This is a genomic window from Paenibacillus sp. J22P15, from assembly GCF_056269345.1.
In genome coordinates, this window is record NZ_JBWDNT010000007.1 from 123,231 (window position 1) to 140,172 (window position 16,942).

At 47.7% G+C, this 16,942-nt stretch carries 15 protein-coding genes; 11 read left to right on the plus strand and 4 right to left on the minus strand.

The window, feature by feature from the left end:
• Nucleotides 1-225 precede the first annotated feature (225 nt).
• Complete coding sequence (locus AC0YN6_RS16850) at nucleotides 226-2,181, minus strand: alpha amylase N-terminal ig-like domain-containing protein (RefSeq protein ID WP_475748215.1); 1,956 nt, start codon at nucleotides 2,179-2,181, stop codon at nucleotides 226-228.
• A gap of 235 nt (nucleotides 2,182-2,416) precedes the next feature.
• The gene (gene trxB / locus AC0YN6_RS16855; RefSeq protein ID WP_475748216.1) at nucleotides 2,417-3,358 is read right to left on the minus strand and encodes a thioredoxin-disulfide reductase; all 942 of its coding nucleotides are present in this window, start codon (nucleotides 3,356-3,358) and stop codon (nucleotides 2,417-2,419) included.
• Between the two features lie 155 nt (nucleotides 3,359-3,513).
• Between trxB and AC0YN6_RS16860 the strand changes: the two genes are divergently transcribed.
• The 7 genes from AC0YN6_RS16860 to AC0YN6_RS16890 all read left to right on the plus strand — a co-directional run bounded on the left by AC0YN6_RS16860 (nucleotide 3,514) and on the right by AC0YN6_RS16890 (nucleotide 12,006).
• The gene (locus AC0YN6_RS16860; protein ID WP_475748217.1) at nucleotides 3,514-4,188 is read left to right on the plus strand and encodes a response regulator transcription factor; all 675 of its coding nucleotides are present in this window, start codon (nucleotides 3,514-3,516) and stop codon (nucleotides 4,186-4,188) included.
• A complete protein-coding gene (locus AC0YN6_RS16865) occupies nucleotides 4,185-5,576 on the plus strand; it encodes an ATP-binding protein (RefSeq protein ID WP_475748218.1) in 1,392 nt (463 codons plus the stop codon). The genes AC0YN6_RS16860 and AC0YN6_RS16865 overlap by 4 nt, the downstream gene beginning before the upstream one ends.
• Before the next feature lie 149 nt (nucleotides 5,577-5,725).
• Nucleotides 5,726-6,835, plus strand: a complete 1,110-nt coding sequence (locus tag AC0YN6_RS16870; RefSeq protein WP_475748219.1) for a substrate-binding domain-containing protein — start codon at nucleotides 5,726-5,728, stop codon at nucleotides 6,833-6,835.
• A 167-nt stretch (nucleotides 6,836-7,002) separates the two neighbouring features.
• On the plus strand, nucleotides 7,003-7,698 hold the full coding sequence (araD, locus tag AC0YN6_RS16875) for an L-ribulose-5-phosphate 4-epimerase (protein ID WP_475748220.1): 696 nt from the start codon (nucleotides 7,003-7,005) through the stop codon (nucleotides 7,696-7,698).
• A gap of 15 nt (nucleotides 7,699-7,713) precedes the next feature.
• Nucleotides 7,714-9,384: a ribulokinase gene (locus AC0YN6_RS16880; RefSeq protein WP_475748221.1), complete on the plus strand. Its 1,671-nt coding sequence runs from the start codon at nucleotides 7,714-7,716 to the stop codon at nucleotides 9,382-9,384.
• 198 nt (nucleotides 9,385-9,582) lie between these two features.
• Complete coding sequence (locus AC0YN6_RS16885) at nucleotides 9,583-10,875, plus strand: FxLYD domain-containing protein (protein ID WP_475748222.1); 1,293 nt, start codon at nucleotides 9,583-9,585, stop codon at nucleotides 10,873-10,875.
• A gap of 12 nt (nucleotides 10,876-10,887) precedes the next feature.
• Nucleotides 10,888-12,006 carry a S1C family serine protease gene (locus tag AC0YN6_RS16890; protein ID WP_475748223.1) on the plus strand — a complete coding sequence of 373 codons (1,119 nt, stop codon included), beginning with the start codon at nucleotides 10,888-10,890 and terminating at the stop codon, nucleotides 12,004-12,006.
• Nucleotides 12,007-12,099: 93 nt separating this feature from the next.
• Here the strand turns inward: AC0YN6_RS16890 and AC0YN6_RS16895 are convergent, their stop codons facing one another.
• Nucleotides 12,100-12,345, minus strand: coding sequence for a hypothetical protein (locus tag AC0YN6_RS16895; protein ID WP_475748224.1), 246 nt, complete (start codon nucleotides 12,343-12,345; stop codon nucleotides 12,100-12,102).
• Nucleotides 12,346-13,320: 975 nt separating this feature from the next.
• Between AC0YN6_RS16895 and AC0YN6_RS16900 the strand changes: the two genes are divergently transcribed.
• A complete protein-coding gene (locus AC0YN6_RS16900; protein ID WP_475748225.1) occupies nucleotides 13,321-14,142 on the plus strand; it encodes an MORN repeat-containing protein in 822 nt (273 codons plus the stop codon).
• Nucleotides 14,143-14,240: 98 nt separating this feature from the next.
• Here the strand turns inward: AC0YN6_RS16900 and AC0YN6_RS16905 are convergent, their stop codons facing one another.
• A complete protein-coding gene (locus AC0YN6_RS16905; protein ID WP_475748226.1) occupies nucleotides 14,241-14,852 on the minus strand; it encodes a superoxide dismutase in 612 nt (203 codons plus the stop codon).
• 353 nt (nucleotides 14,853-15,205) lie between these two features.
• On the opposite strand from AC0YN6_RS16905, the gene AC0YN6_RS16910 reads away from it, so the two are divergent.
• The 3 genes from AC0YN6_RS16910 (at nucleotide 15,206) to lepB (ending at nucleotide 16,916) form a co-directional block, all read left to right on the plus strand.
• Nucleotides 15,206-15,628, plus strand: a complete 423-nt coding sequence (locus AC0YN6_RS16910; protein ID WP_475748227.1) for a GNAT family N-acetyltransferase — start codon at nucleotides 15,206-15,208, stop codon at nucleotides 15,626-15,628.
• A gap of 110 nt (nucleotides 15,629-15,738) precedes the next feature.
• Nucleotides 15,739-16,296: a DUF402 domain-containing protein gene (locus AC0YN6_RS16915; RefSeq protein WP_475748228.1), complete on the plus strand. Its 558-nt coding sequence runs from the start codon at nucleotides 15,739-15,741 to the stop codon at nucleotides 16,294-16,296.
• A complete protein-coding gene (gene lepB, locus AC0YN6_RS16920; RefSeq protein ID WP_475748229.1) occupies nucleotides 16,293-16,916 on the plus strand; it encodes a signal peptidase I in 624 nt (207 codons plus the stop codon). The genes AC0YN6_RS16915 and lepB overlap by 4 nt, the downstream gene beginning before the upstream one ends.
• Nucleotides 16,917-16,942 lie beyond the last annotated feature (26 nt).

The window sequence follows — 16,942 nt, forward strand, 5'->3', positions numbered from 1 at the left end:
TAACCATAGTTACTGGTCTGTAAGCACGCATGCGTGCTTATTGAGTAAATTCGGCGTATGCGGCGAGTAGAAAAGTAGCTGTAAGCACGCATGTGCTCTTACAGTAGCAAAGTAACCATAGTTACTGGTCTGTAAGCACGCATACGTGCTTATAGAGTAAATTCGGCGTGAAAGAGATGTGGAAATAGGGCAGTCCGTTTGGACTGCCCTAACAAAATGTGCTGTTTAGTTAGCTTCCTGCACCAAAATGACGAAGCCGTAAGCCGGTAACGTGAGCTGAAGCTCACCGTCGATGCTGCTTGTAACCGTTGCGCCTGCTGCAAATTTGCTAGTGCTGGACAGTAAGACTGACCAAGCAGAGATACCGCTGCTTGTTAGAACAGCTGTTGCAACCGCACTACCCTCAGCGTCAGCATCAGTGCTTGCAATAGCAGCATCAACTAAGCTAGCTGCCGCGTCTATTTCGCTGCTATTTGCTGCAGCAGTGCTCGTAAACCCTCTAAACGCAACAGCATGCGGCACCATGCCATTCTCTGCAGGAGCAGCCTCAATGACAAAGCGGAGATCCGCAGCTTCGCCGCGCGCATTCATCGCGATAAGCAGCCGCTGGTCGCCGTCGCGGCGTTCATAGACCAAGGTGCCGTCAGCTTCACCGACATGCACAAAGCGAATATCCGCGCTGCGAAGCGCACTGTAGCTGTGGCGCAGTCCAATCGCATCGGTATAGAACCTGAGCAGCTCCTGATTTTGCTCAGTCGGATCCCACACCATACATTTGCGGCAGCCAGGATCACCAGCACCATTTATGCCTACCTCATCTCCATAATAAATACATGGGGTTCCGGGGAAGGTTAGCTGGAACAACGATGAGAGCTTCATCGAATCGATATTATCTTCGCAGATCGTAAGCAGTCTCGGCGTATCGTGGCTATCGAGCAAGTTGAAGCCTGTTTCAGTTACCTGCTGCGGGTAAGCCGCGAGCTGAGCGCCAATCGCATTTGAGAAATCAGCAGCATCCATCGTTTGATAGGCGAAGAAATCAAGAACCGCATTTGTAAATGGATAGTTCATAACCGCATCGAATTGATCACCCTGCAGCCACATCATCGAATCATGCCAAATCTCGCCCAAAATATAGGCGTCCTTATTAATCGCCTTTACCGTCTGCCGGAATTCGCGCCAAAATTGATGGTCAACCTCATTGGCAACGTCCAGTCGCCAGCCATCGATCCCAATCTCTTCAATCCAGTAACGAGCGACCTCGAACAAATACGCCTTTACCTCTGGATGCTCCGTGTTCAACTTCGGCATAAGCGGCTCAAAACCAAATGTCTCGTAGGTAGGAAGGCCGTCCACCACCTGCAGCGGCCATTCCCGAACATAGAACCAATCCGCATACTTCGACTGCTGACCATGCTTCTGAGCATCGACGAAAGGAGGGAACGTTTTGCCGGAATGATTAAATACTGCATCAAGCAACACACGAATGCCGCGGGCATGGCAGGCATCAACCAATTCCTTCAACTTCTCATTTGTCCCAAAATGCGGATCAACCTTCATATAATCCTGTGTATCATATTTATGATTAGTTGTTGCTTCGAACAGCGGCGTGAAGTATACCGCATTAATACCAAGTGCAGAGATATGATCTAAGTGATCAATTACACCCTGCAGGTCACCGCCAAAAAAGTTGTTTGGTGTCGGCTCGCCGCCCCAAGGCAGCACGTTTTCAGGATCAATAGAGGGATCGCCTTTGGCGAATCGCTCAGGAAATATTTGATAAAAGACAGCATCCTTCACCCAAGCTGGCGGCTCGAATACGTCAATGGGATTAATGTATGGGAAGTCGAAAAATGAATTTGAGTTGTCGGGCAGCGTAAACTCGACGCCTTTATCCGAGAAAATAATGGTTTCATCGCAGCTGTTTAAGCGGAAAGCATAACGCAGCCTGCGAAAAGGAGGAATAACAGCCGTCTCCCAATAATCGAATCGTGCATCAGATGTGAAAATACGCATAGGGACGGTTGTAATCGTTTGGTCCCAAGCGTACTTATCGCCGACGATGGCTTCCACTACAGCAACGTCGTCTTTTTTGGTACGGAGGCGGAGATGCAGTGTTTTTCCATCATAGGCATAAGCCCAGTTTTGCTTCGGTCTGTGATACACAGCTTCTAATAACATAATAATCACTCCTTATGGATAATGGGGAAAAAGGGGCTGAAAACGCGAAAAAGGTACAACCTCTGCTCAAAATAAGCCGAGGTTGTACCTTCTCCCATAACACGTTCAGGCGCCGCTCACGCGAAGCATATTGCGAACAAATGGTTGCGGTAGCATTGCCTTTCTATTGTAAATCTCAACAGTTTTATTATACATAATTTGCATGTATTGTACTAGTCAATTTTGAAAAAAAAAATTATGCATTAACGGTTTCATGCGCTTGTGATTCCAAGAAGCGTTCGCAATCCAAAGCTGCCATACAGCCGCTTCCAGCTGCGGTAATCGCTTGACGGTAGTTACGGTCTTGAACGTCGCCGCAAGCGTATACGCCTGGGATGTTCGTCTCCGAAGTACCTGGCTTCACAATAATATAGCCTTGCTCATCGGTATCGATCTGACCGCCAAGGAAGCCGGTATTAGGCGTGTGGCCAATCGTAATAAATACGCCGTCTGTTTCGAGCAGCTCTTCTTCACCCGTTTCATTATTGCGCACCTTCAACCCTTGCAAGCCCATGCCGGTTGCAGCAACTTCAAGCGGTGTGCGGTTCAGGCTCCATACGATTTTGTCATTAGCGCGAGCGCGGTCTTGCATAATTTTTGAAGCGCGAAGTTCGTTGCGACGGTTAACTACTCTTACTTCGGAAGCAAAGCGAGTAAGGAACACAGCTTCCTCCATTGCGGAGTCGCCGCCGCCCACTACGATAATCTTTTTGCCGCGGAAAAAGAAGCCATCACAAGTCGCGCATGTGCTTACGCCGCGTCCGATGTTGTCTTGCTCGCCCGGTATGCCAAGGTATTTGGCAGAAGCGCCTGTAGAGATAATAATCGATTCGGCTTGCAGCTCGCCAATGCCTTCAACGTCGAGCGTGTAAGGGCGTTTGCTGAAGTCTACGCTTTTTACGGAGCCTGTTTTAAATTTCGCTCCAAAGCGCTGTGCTTGCTTACGCATGTTGGACATTAGCTCGCTGCCCAAAATCCCTTCAGGGAAACCAGGGAAGTTCTCGACTTCTGTTGTCGTTGTAAGCTGACCGCCTGGCTGCCATCCTTCAATAACGAGCGGCTCCATGTTTGCGCGGGCCAAATAAATTGCAGCTGTTAATCCAGCAGGACCTGTACCAATAATTATCGTTTTATACATAATCGATATCCTCCATTCAATATTCCCGTGAAATAATAAATCCTACTTTAAAATTATTATAATCTAGCAATAAAGTCAATATCGTTCATGTAACGTTCATGTTGGTCATGTATGCTGAATCAATGACTACTTAAGCCTAGTGGAGGACGAACAATATGCCAAAAATCGTAGTTGCGGACGACGATCCGAACATCCGTGAACTGGTTGCCCTTTTCTTAAAAAGAGAAGGCTGCCAGGTTATTGAAGCAATAGATGGAATAGATGCATTAGAGAAGCTGGAAGCGGTGCGCCCTGATCTTGCGATTATGGATGTCATGATGCCTCGAATGGACGGATGGGCGCTTTGCGCCGAGCTGAGGGCAAGCTATGATATTCCGCTGCTCATGCTGACTGCAAAGGGAGAAACCTCACAGAAGGTGAAGGGCTTTGAGCTTGGAGCAGATGATTATATGGTTAAGCCGTTTGATCCGCCAGAGCTAGTAGTACGGGTCAAGGCTCTGCTGAAAAGATACCGAATTACAGCCTCCCAAACGGTTGAATTCGGTAATGTGTTGATGAATCGCACTGATTTCCACATGTCTGCGAGCGGAGAGAAATTCACGTTACCGCCAAAGGAGTTTGAGCTGCTATTCAAGCTGGCGAGCTACCCAGGCAAAACCTTTGCACGGGAGCAGCTTATCGAACAAATATGGGGAATGGATTATGAGGGAGATGAGCGAACCGTTGATGTTCATATCAAAAGGCTGCGTGATCGTTTTCCCGAAGAACAATATCATTTCCGCATCGTCACGATACGAGGGCTCGGTTATCGACTGGAGGAATGGTCATGATTCGGAGTCTCTATTTTCGAATAACGGCTGCTTTTCTCGTGATAGTCCTTATTAGTATCGGGGTTGCTTTTTTGTTCACCAGCCAAATGTTCAAGAGGGATGCTAGAGGACAACTTCCTATTCAATTGGAGAAGGCGATTAATCGAATAGAGCAGCTATACGCCGTTTCGAAGCCAAGTTCAATGCAAGCATTCTTAGATGAAGTTGCCACGCTGCAAGGGCAATCGATCGTCGCCATTCATAGCTCCAACCGCTTTGTGATGGCGGGTGAGCGAAGTGAGCTAATTATGGAACGACTTTCTTTTGAGCAGCTCAATAGAGTATTCAGCGGTATCACGGTCAGAGTAGATGTGTTTAATAGGGAAGAAGGGGGCTCCCCATTACCTCCTGCTCTGGGAAAACAGGTACAGTTCGGTAATGAGAGGTGGGCGCTGTTCGTTCAGCCGAATCGTTTTCCGCAAAATAGCAACTTTATCTGGACGGCCGTAACGCTGCTCGTAACACTGCTGCTCGTCGGAAGCGTACTTATTCTAATCGTAGCCCGTTACTTAGTCAGGCCTTTAAAAATGATGACGAACGCAGCGACGCAAATGTCGCAGGGAGATTTTAGCGTGCGCCTGCCGACCAGGCGCGGCGATGAGCTTGGCGAACTAGCTCAAAGCATGAACAAAATGGCGCTTAGTCTATCACAGCTTGAAATGATGAGACAGGATTTCGTATCGAACGTTTCGCACGAAATGCAGTCACCGCTTACCTCAATTGGCGGTTTTGCAGAAGCGCTGCGCAGCGAGGAGGTTACGGAAACTGAAAGGGAGCGTTACATTAGCATCATTAAGCAAGAGAGCTTGCGGCTGTCTCGTTTGAGCGAAAACCTGCTTAATTTGGCATCGCTTGACTCCCAGCAGCATCCTTTTAACCCGCAGCCTTACCGATTGGATCGTCAACTGCGAGATGTGGTGCTTGCTTGTGAACCGCAGTGGATGACCAAAAAGCAAACGGTGGAGCTGCGGATGGAGGAAGCTATGATTACCGCTGATCGTGATCAGCTTAATCAGGTGTGGATGAATCTGTTTGCGAACAGCATAAAATTTACGCCGGAGCATGGACAAATATTTTTCTCACTGTCTGAGCAGGAGGGCTTCGTTGTCGTTCGAATTTCCGATACTGGAATTGGTATCAACGAGGAGGATCGGGAACGTATTTTTGAACGATTTTATAAGGGGGATACATCAAGAGATCGGAGCCAAGGGGGAAGCGGGCTAGGACTATCGATTGCACAAACCATTATTCATATTCACGGCGGGAGCATTACGCTAGATCCAAGTGTGGATCAGCTTACTGGCGCATGCTTCATCATTCGTATTCCCGTTGCTTACTCTGGTGCGTAGCGATGAGGTCAGAAGATATATGCTGGAGAGGGTCGCCAATGGGCGATCCTTTTCTTTGTAGTATAGCGAGTTCGTGGACAAGTTCATGTACGTACAAGTTTTGCATATGCTATACTACAGGCATACAACTAACAGAGCTGAGGTGTGAAGTGAAGGAACAGCAAACGCCAAAATATATGCAATTGAAGCAGCAAATCATATCCTGGATCGTCACGGCGCAGTTCAAGCCCCACGAGAAGCTGCCGTCGGAGAACGAGATCGGGAAGCAGTTCGAAATGAGCCGTCAAACAGTGCGTCAGGCACTGGGTGATTTGGAGCAAGAGGGATGGCTGTATCGCGTCCAAGGGAAAGGAACGTTCGTATCTGACCAGTCTGCGCCAGAGCGGAGAAGCTCATCGCAAGGGATGACTATCGGTATGATTACGACCCATATATCGGATTATATTTTTCCAACCATCGTCAGAGGTGTTGAATCCAGCTTGCGCGCGGTAGGGGCGCGATTGCTGCTGGCTAGTACTGATAATGAAAAGAATAAAGAAAAGGACAGCTTGGAATCAATGCTCCGCGAGCCTCTGACCGGTCTCATCATCGAGCCGACGAAAAGCGCCGAGGGCAATCCGAACTTTAATTATTTTTTGGCGCTTGATGCGCTCAAAATCCCATATATATTGCTGAATGAGCGTTACAGTGATGTGGATGCCCCTTGCTTGCGCGTAGACGACGAGCTTGGTGGCTATCGTGCTGCAGAACATTTAATTACGCTGGGACATAAGCGAATCGCAGGTTTTTTCAAAACAGATGACTTTCAAGGCGTACACCGGATGAGAGGCTTTCTAAGGGCACACCGTGAGCAGGGGATTACGGTTCTACCGGATTACTTGCTGCGCTACTCTACAGAGGAGAAGCATGAAAAACCGATGCAAGCGCTATTTGCGATGCTGCAGCGCGAGCCAGAACAGCGGCCGACAGCGATTATTTGTTATAACGATGAGCTTGCGGTCAAAATGCTCGATATCGTGAGGGAAGCTGGCTTAACGGTACCGGAGGATCTTTCAATTGTAGGCTTTGATGATGCGAACTTGGCAACGGCGACAGAAGTGAAGCTCACCACCGTTGCGCATCCGAAATCCGAAATGGGAGCCGATGCTGTAGAAATGCTGCTTAGTATGGTGGAGAAGCAGCAGCGTCGTCAAACAATGGACAAGGTATATGATCCAGAACTCGTGATACGCGATTCCACGAAACCTCCCAGAAGCTAAAGCGGCTTCAGATCGAGTGTGGCTTAAGGAATAGAGAGAGAGAAAAAAACGCGTGACACACTTGTACGTACAACTTATAATAAAAGCAAAGGAAATCTATGAATAGGTCCGTATAAGTGAATACGGTCAAGCGTGGAAATTCGAGCTGGAAGGGAGCAAAGATTCTCATGTTAGAAGCGTTGAAGCATGCAGTTTGGGAAGCCAACATGGATTTGCCGAAATACGGATTAGTTACATTTACATGGGGTAATGTAAGCGGCATGGATAGGGATTCTGGTTACGCAGTCATTAAGCCGAGCGGCGTTCCTTACGAGGAATTGAAGGCAGAGCAAATGGTTGTCGTGGACTTGGAAGGCAACGTTATAGAAGGAAATATTCGTCCATCTTCGGACACAGCAACACATGTGTTGCTGTATAAAGCATTTCCTAACATCGGCGGTATTGTCCATACACATTCACCATGGGCGACCAGCTGGGCACAAGCGGGACGTTCGATTCCTGAGCTTGGCACAACGCATGGTGATTACTTCTACGGTGAGGTTCCTTGCACGCGCGCGATGACTGAGGCAGAAATTAATGGCGCTTACGAACTGGAGACAGGCAATGTTATTGTTGAAACCTTTACTAAATACGATATTGATCCGAACCAAGTTCCTTCTGTGCTGGTGAACAGCCATGCTCCTTTCTGCTGGGGCAAGGACCCGCACAATGCAGTTCATAATGCAGTTGTTCTTGAGGAAGTAGCCAAGATGGCGCTTCATACGTACCAGTTAAATCCGAAAGTTCAGCCGATGGATCAAGCTTTACTCGACCGTCATTATTTACGCAAGCATGGAGCAAACGCCTACTACGGCCAAAAATAAGGAGGATTCGGATAAATGAGCAAAAAATATGCAATTGGTGTAGACTACGGCACGCAATCAGGTCGTGCGGTTCTTGTTGATCTATCTAACGGTGCCGAGGTAGCGGAGCATGTCACGCCGTATACTCACCATGTTATCGATGAGTTGCTCCCTGTATCCGGAATTAAGCTTGAGCTTGACTGGGCGCTTCAGCATCCGCTTGATTATATTGAAGTGCTCGAGTTGTCTGTCCCTGCTGTAATGAAGGAATCAGGTATCGATCCAGCTGATGTTATTGGACTAGGCATCGATTTTACGGCATGTACGATGCTTCCTATCGACCAAGAGGGAGAGCCGCTATGCGTAAAAGATGCTTACAAGGATAATCCGCATAGCTGGGTGAAGCTTTGGAAGCATCATGCAGCCCAAGATGAGGCTAACCTTATTAATGAAATGGCTGCGCAGCGCGGTGAGACATGGGTGCCGCGTTACGGCGGTAAAATATCGTCGGAGTGGATGATGGCGAAAGCTTGGCAGATCCTGGACGAAGCGCCAGAGATCTATGAAACAGCAGATAAATTTGTTGAAGCAACGGACTGGGTTGTTGGTCAATTGACAGGTAATATCGTTCGCAACAGCTGTACTGCGGGATACAAAGGCATGTGGCATAAACAGGACGGCTATCCAAGCAAGGAATTTTTCAAAGCGCTTGATCCGCGCCTAGAGAACCTGACAGAAACGAAGCTGCGCGGCGAGGTTTTGCCGCTGGGCTCGAAAGCTGGCGAATTGCTTCCTAATATTGCAGCTCGCATTGGACTTGCGCCAGGAACGGCAATCGCTGTCGGTAATGTGGACGCGCACGCCGCTGTGCCGGGTGTTGGTGTCGTATCGCCAGGCAAGCTTGTTATGGCAATGGGAACTTCGATTTGTCATATGCTGCTTGGAACGGAGGAGAAGGAAGTTGAAGGAATGTGCGGTGTCGTCGAAGATGGCATCATTCCGGGCTACTTTGGTTATGAAGCGGGTCAATCAGCGGTGGGCGATATTTTCGAATGGTTCGTAGAGGAATCGGTTCCTGCTTACGTGCTGCAAGAAGCAGAGCAGGCGGGCGAGAATGTACATGTTTATTTGACTCGTAAAGCAAGTGAGCTGAAGGCTGGTGAATCCGGCGTACTGGCATTAGATTGGTGGAACGGAAACCGTTCGGTACTGGTTGATACGGATTTGACAGGTACGATTTTAGGGATGACATTGCTCACGAAGCCTTGGGAAATTTATCGTGCGCTTCTAGAAGCAACGGCATTTGGCACTCGCAAAATCGTCGATGCGTTCCATAACAATGGTGTAGAAGTAAATGAGTTGTACGCATGCGGTGGGTTGCCGCAGAAAAACGCACTGCTTATGCAGATCTATGCAGATGTAACGAATCGTGAGATCAGGGTTGCAGCATCCAATCAGACGATGGCGCTCGGTGCAGCAATGTTTGGAGCGGTAGCAGCTGGTGCTGCTAAGGGCGGCTACGATAGTATTGTTGATGCAGCTCAGAAGATGGCTCGTGTACGTGAAGAAACGTTCAAGCCTATTCCGGCCAATGTAGCGGTTTACGAGAAGCTATATGCTGAATATAATTTGCTGCATGACTATTATGGACGCGGAGCAAACGATGTGATGAAGCGTCTTAAGGCGATTAAAGAAGAGAAAGCATAGGCTGCAATTATATATAATTTCATAGAGATCGATGGCTCGAAAGCATTAATGATAATGTGAAATAATGAATATAAATAGAAGCAGTCTGCCTTGCTTACAGCACGATGTGAGCAGGGTAGGCTGCTTTTTTTTGTCTGGTTCCATTTCCCACTAATAAAAAATGGAGATCATTTACTTTTTGATATAGAATAGATAGGTGTGTTTAGAGAGAATCATGGGCTGGGGGATGAACGGGAAGTGTATTGCCATCATTGTGTGAAGAAGCAATCAGATGATGCTATCTATTGCAGCCAGTGCGGCAGATTGCTTGCAGATGACGAGGAGGCTGCAGCGACTATAAGTGCTGAGCGGACTATCGATTTATCGGAGAGGGTGGCTTCAGAAGAGCTAGACTTAGAAAGTCATCAGTCAAGCAAACCTAAACCTAAGCGGCATCGTAGAACGAAGAGCCCTGTTTGGACATGGCTGCTGCCTGTCGTTGTTGCTCTCGTTACGGCTGGTTCTGTATTTAGTTACTATATATATCAATCTAATATAAATGATAGAGTTATTAAGCTGCAGGTCGACGCGAGGGCGGAGGCTTTAGCTGGGAAGTATGATAAAGCGCAGGAACTGCTGCAGCAGGCCTCTGATTGCCGTCCAGGCTTTGACGCACTGCAGAAGGATATCGAGATCGTTTCGCTCGTCGCAGAGCTGGCGAAAGGGGTTGCTGCTGCAGGCAAGCAACTAGAAGAGCAGAAGCTAGAAGAAGCAGAACTATCACTTGAGCGGCTGAGCAACGAACTGAAGGGGCATAAGGAGCCGATCTACATAAGGGTTAAGCAGCAGCTGGCGGATTACAACTTGAAGCTCGGAGTCATGAAGCTAACGGGAGAATTGGCTGATTTGGAGACAGTGGATGAGCTTGAATCCAAGCTGAATGAGGCGAATCAATTAGACGGTGAAGAAGCACTGGCATTACGAGAGCAAATCGTGGCCAAAATTATAGATATTAGCTTCAAGGAAGCGGAAGCGCTGCTTAAGAAAAAAAATTATTCGGATGCTTTGAAGTTGACGGAACGAGCATTGGTTTTGACCAAGGATAATGAGAAAATGGTGGAGCTGGCGGAGCGAATTAATAAAGCGCAGGCAGATTATGAGAAGCGGGAGCAGCGCCGTTTAGAACAAGCGATGCAGCAAGCGGCGGCAGAGGATCTCAAGAACCAGACAGCAGCTGTTGAGGTTGTTCATATTGAATCAACGCTCGATGAGTTCGGCGACTTAAGTATTGCAGGCGAGTTGAAAAATGCCGCTACTCGGCCAATCTATACGATTAGTGTTCAATTTATCGTCTATGATTCTGCCGGCAAAGAGGTAGGCAAAGGTATGGCTGAGGCAACGCCGGATTATGTGGAGCCAGGTGAGAAAATAACCTTTACCAGCACGGTGTACGGCGTTTATGTTGAGGATACAACCGTAGTCGTTGATCATGCGACTTGGTATTTGGATTAAGGGGGAGATGAGATGAGAAAACGAGCTTGGGTTAGCATCATCGCTTCTACTCTCATTGTATGTGGAGGTTTCGCTGCTGCATTAGCGGTTCATTCAGAGGTGCCCAGCAGGCTGACAGGAAAGCCGCTGCTGGCAATAGCTGAAGAGGCAAAGCAGAAGTCTCTTAAAGATATTATTTTTGAAACACAAAAGCTGGTCGTCATGATAGAAAATGAAAACGGAGATCAGGGATCAGGCTTCCTTTATAATTTAGAGGGGGATCTTATTACGAATGCACATGTCGTAGCAGGCTCTCACTCAGTAAAAATAAAAACGGCGGATGCGCGTGAGCTGGACGGAGAAGTGATCGGCATCAGCACGGAGACGGATATCGCTGTTGTGCGAGTGAAGGAACTCGCCGGAACTGAGCCGCTGCAGGTTGAACGGGAGGAAAGAGCGGAGGTAGGTGATGAAGTTCTGGCTGTAGGCAGTCCGCTGGGCTTTCAAAATACGGTCACAACGGGGATTATAAGCGGATTAGAAAGAAGCTTTAAAATCGAGCCGTACTTGTATTCGGATCTCTACCAAATCTCTGCGCCTATTGCTCCTGGCAACAGCGGCGGACCACTCGTTGACCAGAAAACGGGAGCAGTGCTTGGGATTAACTCTGCCGGCTACGAGCAAGCCTCAATAGGCTTTAGTATCCCGATTGCGAACGTAATTGATATCGTAGAAGGCTGGTCCAAAGAGCCGATGACTGAGCTTCCCGAGCAAGAGCTTTCGGATAAGGAGCTAACGTTGGAGGAAGACGAAAAGATAGAGGAATTCGCGGATTATCTTGTTACTCATTTTTACGATAGTCTAAACAACGCCGATTACGTCTATGCCTATTCACTGCTTGGCGGCAATTGGAAGGAAGGCACAAGTTACGAAGAATTTAGAGCAGGTTACTTGGGAACGCTCAATGTGGTCATTGATAATATGCATGTCAATGAGAAGAAGGAAAATAAAGCAACTGTTATCGCCGTTATCTCGGTAGATGAACGTGTTGACGGGAAATATGTATTGAAGAAATATCAGGTAACCTATGAGGTAGGCTACGAGAATGATCAATTAAAGCTTCTGAGCGGCAAAGGGAAGGCGATTAAGTAGCGAGCATCCTAAGGAGAAAATGTGTTGAAAAAGCTAGAAAAAGTCGTCCAGGGAGACGACTCTTTCTAGCTTTTTTGTCGCGGATGGGGCAGGTTAGCTTTCTACATTTGCAGCTTCGAATTCTTCTTCACGTAAGATCGGAGTGAAAAAGAGCTCTAGCGCTACAGAATCATTACGCTGAACGGGGAAGCTGAGCAGCGAAGCGGGAATGACACGTCCGTTCAGCAGAAGCCGATAGTTAATGTTACCGCCAATCGGAACTCCGCTAACGGAAACAATTTGACCATTAAAGTTGAAGCGTACAACACCGGTTTCCGCAAGTGCTTGATAAATGGTCATGCCTGGCCGGAAAGGCACACGATACGCTTGAGTAATATTCGGGAACGCTCTTCCCCCATTTATAACAACGGTTACCGATGCTTGAGGACCGATAGGGAACAGCCATGGTCCGCCGATCCAAAAACCACCGGGGCCAAACCCGCCGGGACCACCGGGGCCAAATCCGCCGGGACCACCGGGGCCAAATCCGCCGGGACCACCGGGGCCAAATCCGCCGGGACCACCGGGGCCAAATCCGCCGGGACCACCGGGGCCAAACCCGCCGGGACCACCGGGGCCAAACCCGCCGGGACCACCGGGACCAAACCCGCCGGGACCACCGGGACCAAACCCGCCGGGACCACCGGGACCAAACCCGCCGGGACCACCGGGACCAAACCCGCCGGGCCCACCGGGGCCAAACCCGCCGGGACCACCGGGGCCAAACCCGCCGGGACCACCGGGGCCAAACCCGCCGGGCCCACCGGGGCCAAACCCGCCGGGACCACCGGGGCCAAACCCGCCGGGACCACCGGGGCCAAACCCGCCGGGACCACCGGGGCCAAACCCGCCGGGACCACCGGGGCCAAACCCGCCGGGACCGCCGGGGCCAAACCCGCCTGGCTCACCGGGACCGCCGGGACCAAATCCGCCTGGCTGAGGCATAGGTGTGATCATGCGCGGTCCGCCGCAGCCGCAGTTTCTTGCTGCCGGAGCGGATTGCCGCGGATTCTCGAAAGTAGCGTAAGTATATTCCATACGAGCACACAGTCTCCTTTTCGAAACAGTTTAGGCTTATATCCTTCTGTATCGTATGCGGCAAACGCCTAGGAGGTGTGTTCGTAATAAAGGGTAAACCATACTTGTTGCGAATATAAATAATGATCATATTTTGGAATTTATGGTAGTCCGAAGGGGGAGAACGAAATAAGCTTTAGACCTTTTAAAAATGATCTGCCGGATGTCTACAACTTAGCTGCTCATGCAGAACGAGCCATGAATTTTGACCATGTCATTGCTTTAGGACATTTGCAGGAAATTGGACGGCTGCTGGTTAATAAAATTCTCATGAATGAGCAGCTAAACGATAAGCATACCGAGCCGTTAATTCAGTTGGAACAATTAATGAAAATTGAAATTCTACCTGATCAATTTGAGACTGCATTGAAACAGCTCGAGTATTTGGATACAAGAGAGAGCGACATGCTAATAAAGTCAGATGCGATACAGAAGCTTTTTTTTAGCATATATGATTTAACTGCATGGTATTTTAAAACCTACATTAATGATCGATTCATCCCGCCTCCAATGCTTCTTAAACCCGAGGACACAGCTTTAAAGATCATACTTAATGACGAAAACCGCGCCGCTGAAAGAAAATCCAATATTCATATTGATAATAAAATGGTGACAGCAATCTGGGAAGACGGAATTGAGGGGGAGCAGCATATTGAGTTAGAAGGTAATGAGAGTTATCAAGGGCAAATGAGCAGCGGGGCTAAGTCGGGTAATGGTGTATACCGTTGGTCGGATGGAACCAAATATACAGGTCAATGGCATCTGGATACGGAAAATGGATTCGGGATAAAGGAGTATGCGAATGGAGACCGTTATGAAGGTGGATGGAAAGATGGACTATTCCACGGGGACGGAGTTTATAAATGGTATGATGGCACAAGGTTTGATGGGAAATGGGAGGACAATATGGAGCACGGATTCGGCACCAGAACCTATGCGGACGGGAGCGTACAAAGAGGCTTTTGGACGTATGGAGAATTAATTTTTACGGAAGACCAGTTGGAGAAGGGTCAATTGTAGGATCCAGCATAAAAGCTCTAAGCTGCATTAGACGTAAAGCACAACAAAAAACGGCGCCGCCTCATTATTGAGACGAGCGCCGTTTTGTAGAAAAGATACTATTTTACAGCTGCTTCGTAACGTTTGCTAACTTCATCCCAGTTAACTACGTTCCAGAACGCCGCGATGTAATCAGGACGTTTGTTTTGGTAGTTCAGGTAGTAAGCGTGCTCCCATACATCAAGACCAAGGACTGGCGTTTCACCTTCCATGATCGGGCTGTCTTGGTTAGGCAAGCTGTATACTTTCAATTTGCCGTTTGCAACTGCTAGGAAAGCCCAGCCGCTGCCGAAACGAGTTGTTGCTGCTTTAGCGAAGTCAGCTTTGAAAGCTTCAAAGCCGCCTAGCTCGCTTTCAATTGCTGCTGCAAGAGCGCCAGTTGGTGCTCCACCAGCGTTTGGAGCGATTGTTTCCCAGAACAAGCTGTGGTTAGCGTGTCCGCCGCCGTTGTTGCGAACAGCAGTACGGATTGCTTCAGGAACGCTAGCAAGATCGGAGATCAATTCTTCGATTGATTTGCTTTGCAATTCTGGAGCGGACTCCAATGCAGCATTAAGGTTAGTCACGTAAGCGTTATGGTGACGGCCGTGGTGAATTTCCATAGTAGTCGCATCGATATGCGGCTCAAGTGCGTTGTGCGCGTAAGGCAAAGCTGGTAGTTGATGTGCCATTTTTTACAGCCTCCTAATTATATGTAGTTATCCAAGTCCATTATCCCTTATCCGATTGAATAAATCAACATTATTGTTTCAAAAGTCGAGTGGAGGATTTGATCAAACTTAACCTGAAATAGGATAACACGTGACTAGATAATTTATACAAAATAGGAAGAGAGAACTGTTGACGAGTAATCATAAATGAAAATAATTGATGTAAGCGCTTGATATTAAGCGTTTTCACGAGAAAAATGATGATTTCTTTAATTTTTTTATGTAATATAAAAGATAGAAGCAGGATTTCGTTAAAATTTGTCGTAATATATTTAAAATGCAATAATATGACATGGTATAGAAGGTGTAATTTAATGAATGTTCGTTCCTTCCAGTTGTCCGATTACCGACCAATTACAGCACTGCTTGAAGATGTTCTAACAGAAGAGTGCTACGAACAAACGATGGAAGCTTTTGCCCGCCAATTGTCATGGGATAGTGATTTAGTTTTAGTCGCTGTCGAAAATTCCGAGATTGTGGGCATGATTATCGGTACGATTGATAATAACAAAGGTTATTACTATCGAATTGCTGTATCTACTCTCCATCAACGGAAAGGAATCGGTAAAACGCTCATCAAGGCATTGCGCCAGCGTTTCGAACAGCGCCATGTTACAAAGATACTAATTACCGCGGACGAGCATAACGAGCCAGTTTTGCCGCTGTATGAGTCTATGGGGTACGTAGCCAATGATTTCATCAGATCATTTCAGAAACTGAGCATCGTAGCCGGTTAACGCGAACTTTACTGCATGTAAGTTGTACGCAGGGCATATCTGCATCGCCATTGCTTTTGGCGGTCAGATATGCTTTTCTTATTACTATATACATTTATGAGGAGAACGGGATGGAACCTTATCGGCACTGTGTCATCAAAAGCTTTAAACATAACGGCCACATACACCGTGTATGGCAACAGAATTGGCTTGTGCCTGATGAACTGCTTGCCGATTGGCACAAAGAGGAATCTATTAAGGTACTCATTAACCGACAGACGCCAATTCAAGAATCTGACGGTAAGATATGGATCAGCCGAGTTCCAGCAGTCTCCTTTTTTATACCAGGACAATGGTTCAATGTCGTTGCTCTGTTAGAGGATGGAGGCATCCGCTATTATTGTAATATCGCCTCGCCGCCATATCTTCGAGGTGATGTGCTTACTTATATCGATTATGATTTGGATGTTATCCGTACAGTAGCCGGTGAGCGGTCTATTGTTGATCAAGATGAATATGAGATGCATAAAGCAGCTTATCATTATCCGAAAATGGTCGATGACAAGGTAGAAGAGGGGCTCAAAGCGCTTATGCTGCGATTGGATCAAGGACAGTCGCCTTTTCAGGATGAGCTTGTAATGAAGTATTATGAGGATTGGCTGAATAGAAATGAAGAGGTGGAGCGATGAGCCTCGAGGAGCATAATCTCAAGCAAGGCAAGGAAATGACGGAAACCAGTGTAGAGACTGATTTATCTGCCCATACTGCTGCAAGTAAGGGTTCCGGGTGGCTCGCGGAGCTGTTAGATTGGTCAAAAACATTAGTATTTGCATTTGCGGTTGTGTTACTTCTGCATTTCTTCGTATTTAACCTCTCTAAGGTAGAGGGTCATTCCATGGAACCGACATTAACCGAGCATGAGTGGTTATTTGTAAATAAATTTGTTTATCTGGTCAGCAAGCCTAAGGTTGGGGATGTCGTTATTTTGAAGGAGCCTGATCTGGGTCAAGCTGATGAGAAGTTTCTCGTCAAAAGAATAGTAGGCGTTGCCGGCGACCGCATCGAGATACACAATCAGCATCTGTACCGCAACGGCAATCTGGTGGACGAGCCATATACTGACACAGTAATAGAAGATATGAGCTACGGACCTGTAGTCATTAGTGAAGGAAAGTATTTTGTCATGGGTGATAATCGTCACGCTAGGGCGAGTCTCGACAGCCGTTCGTTTCAGGCTGTGCCGGAAGAGCTGATTCGTGGCAGAGCTGATTTTATTTTATGGCCTTACAAGGAGATGAGAGCACTTTAATCGCTGCTCATATCAAACGGTTCATG